The following is a 12,129-nucleotide window of genomic DNA, read 5'->3' as shown; positions in this document are numbered from 1 at the left end:
GCGGTCAGCTGTCGCCGCCCTCGTTGATGAGGCGTTGGACCTCGCGGGCGATGAGGCCGAGGCGGGCCTCGGCGACCAGGGGGACGGCGCGGCGCTGGCGGCGGGCCTCGGAGAGGTCGATGTCGACCGTTACCAGGGCAGGCTCCCACTTCGGAGCCTGGGCCACGACCGTGCCGCGTGGGTCCACGACGCGTGAGCCGCCCCAGAACGAGGCGCCGTGCTCATTGCCGACGCGGTTGACGAAGACCACCCAGCACTGGAGCATCTTCGCCGTATAGGACAGCAGCGTGTCCCAGTACAGCGTGGTGTCCATCGCCTCCGGGTCCAGGCTCGCCGCGCTGTTGGTGGGTACGAAGAGGACCTCAGCGCCGTCCTGGACGGCGAGCCAGGGCAGTGCGGGCTGCCAGGCGTCGTTACAGATCAGTGTCGCGCCCCGGCCCCCGGTGGGCGATTTGGTGAGGTCGTACGCGCGCAGTGACTGGCCGGGACTGACGTGCTTGCGCTCCTCCCAGGCCAGGTAGTTGGGGAGATACAGCTTGCGGTGCGTGTGCGTGAGCGCGCCGTCGGCGAAGTGCGCTGCGGTGTTGTACGCGCGCAGGCTCGTGTGCTCGTGGAAGCCGACGACGACGTCCGGGCCGTACATGCTCAGCTCCAGCAGCCGCGGATCGCGCACCTCGATGGAGGTGTCCCGCTTCAGTGCCCCCAAGTGGTAGCCGTTCAGGCTCAGTTCGGGGAAGACAACGAGGTCTGCTCCCTGCTCGGCGGCCAGTTGGGCCTGCTCGCGAGCCAGGGCGAGGTTCGCGTCCACGTCACCCAGCACGCAGTCCGTCTGGGCCAGCGCCACCCTCATGCGGTCCGCTCCTCGCGTCGCTCGGCAGGGATGCTTCCAGTCTGGCGGGTGGTGACGGGGCGGGCGAGTCGGGCGGGGAAGGTGAGCAGGTTCGGCGACTGCATCACACCCGCGCGTAGAAAGCAACCCCTTGTTGGGGGTTTTGTTTTGGTATACAAAAACTCGGCGGACCAGGGCGAACCCTTGACTCTATCGAGTGGCGGAATCTACGTTCTGCGAAACGGAAATCAGCTTTCGCTTTGTGGAAACCTACAAATCCCTCCGCCTCCCGCCCCCTGATCCCAGGAGCCTCCATGACTGCCCTGGATGACCGGTCGACCGTGGAGACCGGCGCTGCCGTCAGCACCGGCCTCTACACGTACGACCTCGCCCCGACGAAGCGCGAAGGGCGCCGCTGGGGCGCCTACAACGTCTTCACCCTCTGGGCCAATGACGTGCACAGCCTCGGCAACTATGCCTTCGCCATCGGTCTCTTCGCGCTCGGGCTGAGCGTCTGGGGCATCCTCGCAGCCTTCGCCATCGCCTCCGTGCTGCTCCACCTCCTGCTGACCCTCTCCGGGTTCATGGGGCACAAGACGGGCGTCCCCTTCCCGGTCATGAGCCGCATTGCTTTCGGCATCAACGGGGCCAAAATTCCGGCCGCGGTGCGCGGTGTCGTCGCCATCGCCTGGTTCGGTATCCAGACCTACCTCGCCGCCGTGGTCCTGAGCGCCCTGCTGGTGGCGATGTTCCCCGGGCTGCACAGCCTGGACACCAACTCCCTGCTCGGCCAGTCGACGCTGGGCTGGATCACCTTCCTCGTGCTGTGGGCCCTGCAGGTGGTGATCGCGAGTTACGGGATGCAGATGATCCGCCGGTACATGGCGTTCGCCGCGCCCACCACGCTGATCACCATGTGTGCCCTCGCGGTGTGGATGTTCATCAGGGCGGACGGTTCGATCTCTATGTCGATCGACTCGCCGCTCACCGGCGGCGCGATGTGGCTGCAGGTGCTGCAGGCCGCGGCCCTGTGGGTGGTGATCTACGGGACGTTCGTACTGAACTTCTGCGACTTCACCCGGTCCGCCAGGAGCCGCACCTCCATCGTCCGCGGCAACGTGGTCGGCATCCCGGTGAACATGCTCTTCTTCGCCGTCATCGTGGCCGTCCTCAGTGGCGCCCAGTTCAAGCTCGACGGGCAGGTCATCACCAGCCCCACCGACATCGTCCGGACCATCCCGAACATGTTCCTGCTGGCGGCGGCGTCCCTCGCGCTCATCGCCCTGACGGTGGCCGTGAACCTGATGGCCAACTTCGTCGCGCCCATCTACGCGCTGGTGAATCTCTTTCCGCGCCGGCTGAACTTCCGGCGGGCCGCCGTGGTGAGCGCCGTCCTGGGCCTGGTCATCACGCCCTGGAACCTCTACAACAGCCCGGTCGTGGTCAACTACTTCCTCGGCGGACTCGGCGCACTGCTCGGACCGCTGTTCGGTGTGATCATGGCGGACTATTGGCTGCTGCGTAAGTCCCGGGTGAACGTGCCCGACCTGTACACCGAGGACGCGCAGGGCGAGTACCACTACCGTCGCGGCTACAACCCGCGTGCCGTCGCCGCCTTCGTCCCCAGCGCCGCGATCGCCGTGGTCGTCGCCCTGGTACCGGCGTTCCACGCCGTCGCCGGGTTCTCCTGGTTCATCGGCGCCATCCTCGCCGCCGTGCTGTACGCGGTCATCGCGGACCGTGCGGCGCCGATCCGCGATGTCGACGGCGAGAGCATCGCGGTGGACGCCGAGTAGATACGAGGCGAGGCCCGGTCAGTCCGAGGCTCGGTCAGCGCGCGGCGGGGACACTGTCCCCGCCGCGATGCGCGTCCTGCAGGTGCCGCCCGGTTACCAGGTGTCGCAGTACGAGCTGCTCGACCCCGGCCACATCGCGCTGCGCGACCGCGTCGTACAGCCGCTGATGCTCCTCGGCGACCCGCAGCAGGTCGTCGTGCTGGCCCAGCAGCCAGCGCATCCGGCTGCGCAGGGTGAGTTGCAATTCGTTGAGCAGATGGTTGCCTGCCAACTCGATGACGCACTCGTGGAAGTCGGCGGCGGCCCGGCGCGCGGCCACGGCGTCCCCGGAGCGCGCCGCGTCGAACTCGGCGTTCAGCGTGGCGCGCAGCCGTGCCAGCCCCTCACGGGTGTACCGCTGCGCCGCCAGCTTGAAGGTGAGCACCTCCAGCGCCGAGCGCACCTCGTTGAGATCGGCGATGTCGCACGGCGTGAACTCCCGTACGACGGCCCAGGTGCGGGGGCGCGGCGTGACCAGCCCCTCGGCGACGAGCGTCTTCAACGCGTCCCGCACCGGCACCCTGCTGACCCCGAGCTCGTTCGCGAGGTCCCGCTCGACGAGCTTGCTCCCCGGGAGGCGGACACCGTCGAGGATGTCGTCACGGATCTGCCGTGCTGCCCGCACCGCTTCCGACTCGGCACCAACTGCTCCTGCCATACGCAGATTCTCCCCTCACGGCCTGACAAACACCTTTCGGTATACCAACGGTGTTGTCCTGCCATTCTACGGGCGTAGCGACGAACGGAACGCGGATGGGCGCTGGTACGCCTACCGGTCACGCCCGTCCCGGTAAGGCGGGAAGGTCGGCGGGAACAGTGCGTCCGCGTCCCGGCGCAGAATGTCGCGCTCACCGTACGCCGCCCGCATCCGCGCGAACAGGCGCTGCGCCCGCTCCTGGAGGGCGGCGAGGTCGACGCCGGGGAGGGTGCGGTCGACGAGTACGGGACGCCCCGCGACCACGGAGTCCGTGGCCTGCCGGGCGGTTCCGTTGAGGAGGAAGGTGCGGACGGGGTCGTCCTGTACGCCGTCGCGGATGTCGCCGATGTCGAAGGCGACGAGGTCGGCCTGCGCGCCGGCCTGGATCCTGCCCAGGTCGGTACGGCCCAGGGCGCGGGCCCCGCCGAGCGTGGCGGCCTCGATGTACTGCTCGGCGGGGGCCGCGTCCATCCGCCCGTCGGCGAGCTTGGCGAGGTGGACGCCGACGTCCATGCCGCGGACGAGGTCGGGCGGGAAGGAGTCGGTGCCGAGGCAGAGATTGATGCCGGCCTCCCGGTAGGCGCCGAAGGAGTGCAGTACCGAGCCGTACCGCAGGGAGGTCAGCGGGCAGTGCACGACGGACACCCCGGCGCGGGCCAGCGTGGCCAGATCGCCCCGGTCCTCGCCGTACACATCGGGATGCCGGTCCACGACCACTCCGTGCGGCACCAGCAGTCGAGTGCCGAACAGGCCGGTGTGTTCCATTAGTTGAATGGGCGTCATGCCGTACCGACGTTGCGTCAGTTCCCGTTCCAACATGCCCTGGAGGGCGTGCAGTCGTACGAGGACATCGCGCCGGCGGGCGGTGGCCGCGGTCTCGCGCAGCAGCTCCTCGGTGAGGGTCTCGATGCGGCAGGGCAGCAGTACGCCGGTCAGCAGTGGATCGGCGAGCTTGTCGAGGTGGTCGAGGAACCGAATGGCATCCCGCAGCCCGGCGCGGCCCCGCTCTTCGTCGAATGCCACGTCCCGGCCGCCGTCGGGCAGTGCGACGTTGACGCCGGAGCGGTAGGCGGGCCCGAGGTAGCCGCGCAGCCCGAGCCGGCGCGAGGTCTCGGCCATCGCCACGAGCTCCTCGTACGGCTCGGCCCAGGCGCTGTGCACTTCGGAGGCGATCGGCATGTAGGTGGTGATGCCGTGCAGTGCGAGCTGCACCAGGGCGTACTCGCGGATCGTGTGGCGTTCGTCGGGGGTGAATACGTCGCGGCGGCGGTGGGTGAAGTAGTCCAGCGACCACTGCAGCCCGCGGCCGCGGTCGGGGTCCGACCACGAGTCCAGTACGAGGTGGTCGATGTCGGTGAGTGCGTCCAGGTCGATCAGGCCCGGCATGACCAGCGATGCACCGAGGTCGCGATCCTCGTCGACCGGACCCTCATAACGCGGGCCGACATACACGATGACGTCGTCCTCCCACACCACCTCACCGTCCCGCAGCAGCACATGGCCGCCGTCCTGGTGAGCGAGTACATGGCGAGCACGCCAACGAGTACGCATACGGCCTCCTGAGAACCGTGACAGGGCCGTCATCGTAAGGATTGGTATACAGAAGCGGAAGGTGCTGGACGCAAAGCACCAGTGCTTTTACAGAATTCCGCCGCACCCTAGTGACAACTCTGCTTTTTGGTATACCGTCCCGGCCATCCAAGCCCCGAGCGCCGAAGGACCGACGTGACGGATCTGCATGAGTCACCCATCGCGGCCGCGAAGCCCGGGCCCCCGCCCACCGTGGAAGCCGCCACCGCGCGGTCGCTCCTCGCCACGGCGTGGCTTCGTATCCGACGCAGCCGGATCGCGGTCACCGCGCTGATCGTGGTGGTCCTGATCGTGCTGTTCGCCATCCTGGCCCCGGTACTGGTGGCCATCGAGGGCCAGGACCCGTACACCTCCCGGACCGGGCCCGACTACCTGGACGAGTTCGACACGCCGGGCCTCCCGCTGTCGTACTACCGCTTCCCGTCGGGCGAGCACTGGCTGGGCCTCGAACCCGGGCTCGGCCGGGACATCTTCGCCCGCCTGGCATACGGTGCGCGGATCTCGCTGACCATCGCGCTGCTGTCCACCGTTGTGTCGGTGGTACTGGGCACCGTGCTCGGCGCCGCCGCCGGATACTTCGGCGGCAAGGTCGACATGGTGATCAGCCGGGTGATGGACCTGTTCCTGGCCTTCCCGCATCTGCTCCTGGTGCTGTCACTGACCCCGATCATGCAGTCCCGGCTGGGCGGTACGGCGCTCGACGAGGGCAGCCTGCTGCCGATCACTTCACTGGTGATCATCCTCGGCTTCTTCGGCTGGGCGTACCTGGCCAGAGTCGTGCGCGGCCAGGTGCTCTCCATCCGGGAGCAGGAATTCGTCGAGGCCGCCCGGGCCTACGGGGCCTCCCGGCGAAGCATCATCTTCCGGCAGATCATCCCCAACGTCATGGGCGTGGTGCTGGTCTACGCGACGATGATGATCCCCACCAACATCACCGCAGAGGCGGCACTTTCGTTCCTCGGCGTCGGGGTCAAGGACCCCACACCCTCCTGGGGTCAGATGCTCAACGCGGCCCAGGCCGGCAACTGGTACCTGTCCGACCCGTGGTTCCTGGCCGTACCGGCCGGCGCCCTCGTGATCACCGTGCTCGCTTTCAACCTCCTCGGCGACGCGGTACGGGACGCACTGGACCCCAAGTCCTCCCGCGGCTGAGCCGCACCGCCCACCCCGACGCGCCTTCCTCTCAACCCATCCGCAAGGAGACGCAGTGAACAGAGGCACCACGGCCGCGCTCGCCCTGACGGTGACCGCCGGGCTGACCCTCACCGCCTGCGGCGGCCCCAAGCCCGCCCCCGGTTCCGGCTCCCGCTCCCACGCCGGCGCCTTCGACCCCGTACAGGTCGGCAAGGGCTTCACCGGCAAGGGCGGCAACATCAACGTCCTGATGTCCGCGGACTTCCAGACGCTGGACCCCGGAAACAGCAACTACGTGCAGACCGCCAACGTGGGCCAGCTGTACTACCGCACCCTGACCATGGCCAAGGAGACCGCCGGCAAGCCGCCGAAGATCGTGCCGGACCTCGCCACCGACCTGGGCAAACGCTCCGCCGACGGCCTCACCTGGACGTACAGGTTGAAGAAGGGGCTGAAGTACGAGGACGGCAAGCCGATCACCAGCAAGGACATCAAGTACGGCGTCGAGCGCACCTACGCACGCGACGTCTACACCCAGGCGCCGCAGGAACTGAACTCCGCGCTGGTCGATGACGGCTACAAGGGCCCCTACGCCGACAGTGACTTCAAGGCGATCGACACGCCGGACGACCGCACCATCGTCTTCCACCTCAAGCAGCCGTTCGCCGAGTTCCCCGCCCTGGTCTCGCGGTCCAACACGGCGCCGGTGCCGAAGGACAAGGACACCAAGCTCGACTACACCAACCACCCGGTCTCGTCGGGCCCGTACAAGATCAAGTCGTACGACCGGGGCCGCTCGATGAAGCTGGTCCGCAACGACCAGTGGGACCCGAAAACCGACCCGAACCGCCCGGCCCTGCCGGACACCTTCACCTTCAGCCTCTCCACCGCCCAGGCCACCATCAGCCAGCAACTGCTCGCCGACTCGGACCCCACCGCGATCACACTGGACAGCTCCGGCGGCCTCCAGGCGTCCGACACCGCGAAACTCAACACTCCCGAGATCAAAAAGCGCACCGCGGCCGGCCTGCTGGGCTGCACGGACGTGCTGAACCTCAACACCGAGACCATCAAGGACCCCAAGGTACGCAAGGCGATCGCGCTCGCCGTCGACCGGAGCGCCATGCACGTGCAGTACGGCGGCAACCGCTTCGGCAAGCTGGCCCAGTCGTATATCAACCCGGCCCAACGCGGATACGTGAAGCAGCACACCGACCTGGACCCGACGGGCAAGCCGAAGCTCGCCGAGGCCAAGAAGCTGCTGGACGGCAGAAAGGTCCCGAAGAAGCTGGTGTACGGATACGCCGACGCCACCTCCCGGTACAAGAACGTCGGCACCACACTGCAGCAGAACCTCAAGAAGCTCGGCATCGACCTCGACCTGCGCCCCATCCCGGCCGCCAACTACTACACCGTGCTGGCCGGCGAGCACATGCCGGACATCGCCCGCAGCGGCTGGTGCGGCGGCGCGGACAGCGGTTCCGTCCGTACCACCATCGACCCGAACCTGGGGCCGAGCCTGGACGGTAAGACCTACGGGTTCTCCAACATCCCGCGCTACTTCGACCCGAAGATCTCCCGCGACATGTACGAGCTGCGCGGCGCCAACGGCTCCAGTGAAGAACTGGGCAAGAAGTGGGCGACCCTCTTCGACCGGGCAATGCAGGACTACCCGCTGGTGCCGCTGGTGCGCAGCTTCACCAACAGTGTGGTCGGGTCCAAGGTCCGCAACGCGCAGGTGGGGTACTTCTTCGGCGCCATCGACCTGTCGATCGTCGGCGTCGAACGCTGATGGCCGGCTTCCTGCTGCGGCGGTTCGCCGCGATGATCGCCCTGCTGGTCGTCATCAGCTTCGTGACGTTCAGCCTGTTCCAGCTCGGCCCGGCCGACCCGGCCGCGGCGGCCTGCGGTCAGGAGTGCACCCCTGACCGCATCGCCGAGGCCCGGGTCGCCCTCGGGTTGGACAAGCCGTTCCTCGTTCAGTACGTCGACTACATGTCGGGGCTGGTGGGCAGCCGCATGGTCGGTGCGCCCGGCGCCGACACACTGTGCTCCTGGCCGTGCATGGGCAAGTCGTTCCAGACCAACGAGGACGTCACCACCATCATCGAGCGGGCGCTGCCGTACACGCTGTCGGTGGCCAGCGGCGCGATCGTGCTGTGGACCGTCGCCGGTGTCGGCCTGGGCCTGCTGGCCGCGCTGCGCAAGAACCGCTTCACCGACAAGCTCATCGTCGGTGCCGCCTCCATCGGTGTGTCCCTGCCCATCCCGGTGACCGGCCTGTTGCTGCTGTTGTTCTTCGTCAGCACCCTGAATGTGCTGCCGTTCACCACCAACGACATCGCCTCACCGTTCGGGGCCGCGGGTCCCGGCGGCTGGTTCCTGAACTATCTGCTGCCCTGGGTGGCGCTGGCGGTGCTGTTCAGCGCGCAGTACATCCGCGTCACCCGCGGCAACATGCTGGAGACCTTCGGCGAGGACTTCATGCGCACCGCGCGCAGCAAGGGCCTGTCCCGGCGGAACATTGTGTTCCGGCACGGTGCGCGGGCCGGCATCACCCCGGTGGTCACCATGCTCGGCCTGGACATCGGTCTCCTCCTCGGCGGTGCCGTGCTCACCGAGCAGATCTTCTCGGTGCCGGGCATCGGCTTCACCGCGGTGCGCGCCGCGCAGGCCGGTGACCTGCCGGTCACCATGGCCATCACGATGATGGCCGCGTTCTTCATCATCGTCGCCAACGTTGTGGTCGACGCCGCCTACGCGGTGATCGACCCGCGAGTGAGGGTTGCCTGATGGCCCTGATGACCACGACCGATGCCGCGCCCATGCTGGACATCCGCGATCTGCGGGTGAGCTTCCCGACCGACGACGGCGTGGTGCACGCGGTCAACGGGATGGATCTGACCCTGCCACGAGGCGAAACGGTCGGCATCGTCGGCGAGTCCGGCTCCGGGAAGACCGTCACGAGCCAGGCCCTGATGGGGCTGCTCAAGGACACCTCGGCCACCGTCACCGGGCAGATCCTCCTGGACGGAACGGATCTCAATCCGCTTTCCGAGGCGCAGATGCGTGCCTACCGCGGCAAGAAGATCTCGATGATCTTCCAGGACCCGCTGTCCGCGATGCACCCGTTCTACCCGGTCGGGGCGCAGATCGCCGAGGCGTACCGGGTGCACAACGACGTACCCAAGAAGGCCGCCGCTGCAGTCGCCATCGACATGCTCGGGCGGGTCGGCATCCCCGACCCGAAGCGGCGCTACTCGTCGTACCCCCACGAGTTCTCCGGCGGTATGCGGCAGCGCGCGATGATCGCCATGGCGCTGGTCTGTGAACCCGAGCTGTTGATCGCCGACGAGCCCACCACCGCGCTCGATGTCACCGTGCAAGCCCAAATCCTCGACTTGCTGGGCGAGTTGCAGGCCGAGACCGGCACGTCGGTGATCCTGGTGACCCATGACCTCGGTGTGGTCGCCGAGGTCTGCCACCAGGTTGTGGTGATGTACGGCGGGGAGTGTGTGGAACGCGCGACCGTCGCCGACCTCTTCAACGATCCACAACACCCTTACACCCAAGGGCTGTTGGCCTCGATGCCCTCGCTCGCGGGGAAGTCCCGGCGGCTCAGTCCGATCCCGGGCTTCCCGCCGTCGCTGCTGACACTGCCCGAGGGCTGCCTGTTCGCCGACCGCTGCGGGAAGGCGCACTTGGTAGCCGACAACGCCTGCAGTACGCGCCGGCCGACGCTGACCGGCCCCGAAGCGCACCCGTCGCGGTGCCACCTGACGACCCTGGAACCGGCCGGAGAGGTGGCCCGATGACGCCGCTGTTGCAGGTCACCGACCTGACCAAACACTTCCCGATCCGCTCCGGCGTCTTCCGGTCCGGCGGCGGTGTGATCAAGGCGGTCGACGGGGTCGGCTTCTCGGTAGGTGCGGGGGAGACCGTGGGGCTCGTGGGGGAGTCCGGCTGCGGCAAGTCGACCACCGGCCGACTGCTGATGCGACTCCTGGAACCCACGTCCGGGAGCATCCGCCTCGACGGCCGGGAGATCTCCGAACTCCGCCGCTCGGACCTTCAGGAGTACCGCCGCCGGGTGCAGATGGTGTTCCAGAACCCGTCCTCCTCGCTCAACCCGCGCCAGTCCGTGGGCAGTGCCATCGCCGCACCACTGCTGGCCCAGCGGATCACCCCGCCCGGCGGCGTCAAGGCCAAGGTGCGGGACCTGATGGACCGGGTCGGGCTGCGCCCCGACCACTACAACCGCTTCCCGCACGAGTTCTCCGGCGGCCAGAAGCAGCGCGTGGGCATCGCCCGGGCGCTCGCCCTGGACCCACAACTGATCATCTGCGACGAACCGGTGTCCGCGCTGGACGTCTCGGTGCAGGCCCAGGTGATCAATCTGCTGGCGGACATCCAGCGGGACACCGGCGTGGCGTATGTCTTCATCGCCCACGACCTGTCCGTGGTCAAGCACTTCGCCGACCGTATCGCGGTGATGTACCTGGGCCGGATCATGGAACAAGGACCCACCGACGAGGTCTTCGACGCTCCGCGCCACCCCTACACCCGGGCGCTGCTGTCCGCCGTCCCGCAGGCCGACCCGGCAGCGGACCGCAGCGGACGGATCCGGCTGGCCGGCGATCTGCCCAGCCCCGCCGACCCACCGCGCGGCTGCGTCTTCCAGTCCCGGTGTCCGGCATATCCACGGCTGGACCCGCAGGACCAGAAGCTGTGCACCGACAGCGTGCCGCGCGGCGACATCGCCTGCCATCACGTGTCTCCGTACAGCAGCACCGAGAGCACCAACCGCACCGTGCCAGAGAAAGGTGACCTCCGTGTTGATTCGTGACGTCCGCCCTTGGGGCGGCGAGCGCAGCGACGTCGAACTGTCCGGCGACCGCATCGCAACGATCCGCCCCCACGATCCGGCCGCCGCGGCAGCCGGCGAGGTGGTCGAGGGCCGTGGCCGACTGCTGCTGCCGTCATTCAGCGATGTACATGTACACCTGGACTCGACCCGCATCGGCCTGCCGTTCCGGCCGCACACCGGCGGCCCGGGGGTCTGGACGATGATGCTCAACGACCGGCAGAACTGGCGCACCGCGGAGGTTCCCCTCCAGGAGCGGGTGGCCGGTACGCTGGAGCGGATGATCGCCCGCGGCACCACCCGCGTACGGTCGTACGCCCAGGTGGACGTGGACTGCAAGCTGGAGAAGTTCGATGCGGTGATGGCCGCGAAGGAGAAGTTCGCCGGCCAGGCCGACGTACAGATCATGACCTTCCCCCAGGCGGGCATCCTGCGCGAGAAGGGAACCGTCGACTACCTGGAGGCATCCCTCAAGTCCGGCGCCGAGGTGATCGGCGGCATCGACCCCTGCTCCCTCGACCGGGACCCCAAGGGACACCTGGACGTGGTGTTCGGGCTGGCCGAGAAGTACCAGGTGGAGGTGGACATCCACCTCCACGAGCCGGGCCACCTCGGCGTGTTCTCCACGGACCTGATACTGGAACGCACTCGCGCCCTCGGCATGCAGGGCAAGGTCACCATGTCCCACGCCTACGAACTCGGCTCGATCTCCGAATCAATGAGCCGCCGCATCATCGACGACTTCGCCGAACTCGACATCGCGATGGCCACCGTGGCACCGGCGGCCCGCGGGCAGCTGTCGTTGGTCGACCTGACGGAGGCGGGCGTACGGGTCGGCCTGGGCGAGGACGGCCAGCGTGACTACTGGAGCCCGTACGGCAACTGCGACATGCTCGACCGCACCTGGCAACTGGCCTTCACCAACAACTTCCGCCGCGACGATCTGATCGAGATGTCGCTGGCCGTCGCGACCATCGGCGGCGCCTCGATCATGAGCCACGACGTCACCCGCCCGGCCGGCGTCCACGACCGGCCGGGGCTGGCGGTCGGCGACCGCGCCGACCTCGTCCTCGTCGACGGCGAAACACCGACCAGCGCCGTCATGGACCGCGGCACCGACCGCACGGTCCTGCACAACGGAGCCGTGGTCGCCGACCAACTGGAGCTGGTGGGGCGCTGA

Annotated in this window: 10 protein-coding genes; 7 read left to right on the top strand and 3 right to left on the bottom strand. The window is 68.1% G+C overall.

Features of this window, described 5'->3' with window-relative positions; all coding sequences use genetic code 11:
• Positions 1 to 4: 4 nt before the first annotated feature.
• On the bottom strand, positions 5 to 850 hold the full coding sequence (locus AB0I82_RS05610) for a nitrilase-related carbon-nitrogen hydrolase (protein ID WP_363255776.1): 846 nt from the start codon (positions 848 to 850) through the stop codon (positions 5 to 7).
• Between the two features lie 293 nt (positions 851 to 1,143).
• On the opposite strand from AB0I82_RS05610, the gene AB0I82_RS05605 reads away from it, so the two are divergent.
• Positions 1,144 to 2,625, top strand: a complete 1,482-nt coding sequence (locus AB0I82_RS05605; RefSeq protein ID WP_363255775.1) for an NCS1 family nucleobase:cation symporter-1 — start codon at positions 1,144 to 1,146, stop codon at positions 2,623 to 2,625.
• A gap of 34 nt (positions 2,626 to 2,659) precedes the next feature.
• On the opposite strand, the gene AB0I82_RS05600 is transcribed toward AB0I82_RS05605, so the two are convergent.
• Both AB0I82_RS05600 and AB0I82_RS05595 read right to left on the bottom strand, forming a co-directional pair.
• On the bottom strand, positions 2,660 to 3,322 hold the full coding sequence (locus AB0I82_RS05600) for a GntR family transcriptional regulator (protein ID WP_363255774.1): 663 nt from the start codon (positions 3,320 to 3,322) through the stop codon (positions 2,660 to 2,662).
• Between the two features lie 111 nt (positions 3,323 to 3,433).
• The gene (locus tag AB0I82_RS05595) at positions 3,434 to 4,912 is read right to left on the bottom strand and encodes a chlorohydrolase family protein (protein ID WP_363255773.1); all 1,479 of its coding nucleotides are present in this window, start codon (positions 4,910 to 4,912) and stop codon (positions 3,434 to 3,436) included.
• Positions 4,913 to 5,086: 174 nt separating this feature from the next.
• On the opposite strand from AB0I82_RS05595, the gene AB0I82_RS05590 reads away from it, so the two are divergent.
• The 6 genes from AB0I82_RS05590 to AB0I82_RS05565 are packed head-to-tail and all read left to right on the top strand — an operon-like array spanning position 5,087 to position 12,129.
• Positions 5,087 to 6,103 carry an ABC transporter permease gene (locus AB0I82_RS05590; RefSeq protein WP_363255772.1) on the top strand — a complete coding sequence of 339 codons (1,017 nt, stop codon included), beginning with the start codon at positions 5,087 to 5,089 and terminating at the stop codon, positions 6,101 to 6,103.
• Between the two features lie 55 nt (positions 6,104 to 6,158).
• Positions 6,159 to 7,877, top strand: a complete 1,719-nt coding sequence (locus tag AB0I82_RS05585) for an ABC transporter substrate-binding protein (protein WP_363255771.1) — start codon at positions 6,159 to 6,161, stop codon at positions 7,875 to 7,877.
• Positions 7,877 to 8,878, top strand: coding sequence for an ABC transporter permease (locus tag AB0I82_RS05580; RefSeq protein WP_363255770.1), 1,002 nt, complete (start codon positions 7,877 to 7,879; stop codon positions 8,876 to 8,878). The genes AB0I82_RS05585 and AB0I82_RS05580 overlap by 1 nt, the downstream gene beginning before the upstream one ends.
• Positions 8,879 to 8,886: 8 nt before the next feature.
• On the top strand, positions 8,887 to 9,900 hold the full coding sequence (locus tag AB0I82_RS05575) for an ABC transporter ATP-binding protein (RefSeq protein ID WP_363255769.1): 1,014 nt from the start codon (positions 8,887 to 8,889) through the stop codon (positions 9,898 to 9,900).
• Positions 9,897 to 10,931 carry an oligopeptide/dipeptide ABC transporter ATP-binding protein gene (locus AB0I82_RS05570; RefSeq protein ID WP_363255768.1) on the top strand — a complete coding sequence of 345 codons (1,035 nt, stop codon included), beginning with the start codon at positions 9,897 to 9,899 and terminating at the stop codon, positions 10,929 to 10,931. The genes AB0I82_RS05575 and AB0I82_RS05570 overlap by 4 nt, the downstream gene beginning before the upstream one ends.
• Positions 10,918 to 12,129 carry an amidohydrolase gene (locus AB0I82_RS05565; RefSeq protein WP_363255767.1) on the top strand — a complete coding sequence of 404 codons (1,212 nt, stop codon included), beginning with the start codon at positions 10,918 to 10,920 and terminating at the stop codon, positions 12,127 to 12,129. The genes AB0I82_RS05570 and AB0I82_RS05565 overlap by 14 nt, the downstream gene beginning before the upstream one ends.

The organism is Streptomyces sp. NPDC050315 (assembly GCF_040655775.1).
Lineage (GTDB): Bacteria > Actinomycetota > Actinomycetes > Streptomycetales > Streptomycetaceae > Streptomyces.
This window is presented reverse-complemented; position numbering and strand designations above follow the sequence as displayed.

Coding starts and splice junctions, on each gene's coding strand:
- AB0I82_RS05575 (WP_363255769.1), top strand. CDS start 8,887: ATGACCACGACCGATGCCGCGCCCATGCTGGACATCCGCGATCTGCGG.
- AB0I82_RS05605 (WP_363255775.1), top strand. CDS start 1,144: ATGACTGCCCTGGATGACCGGTCGACCGTGGAGACCGGCGCTGCCGTC.
- AB0I82_RS05570 (WP_363255768.1), top strand. CDS start 9,897: ATGACGCCGCTGTTGCAGGTCACCGACCTGACCAAACACTTCCCGATC.
- AB0I82_RS05600 (WP_363255774.1), bottom strand. CDS start 3,322: ATGGCAGGAGCAGTTGGTGCCGAGTCGGAAGCGGTGCGGGCAGCACGG.
- AB0I82_RS05610 (WP_363255776.1), bottom strand. CDS start 850: ATGAGGGTGGCGCTGGCCCAGACGGACTGCGTGCTGGGTGACGTGGAC.
- AB0I82_RS05580 (WP_363255770.1), top strand. CDS start 7,877: ATGGCCGGCTTCCTGCTGCGGCGGTTCGCCGCGATGATCGCCCTGCTG.
- AB0I82_RS05595 (WP_363255773.1), bottom strand. CDS start 4,912: ATGCGTACTCGTTGGCGTGCTCGCCATGTACTCGCTCACCAGGACGGC.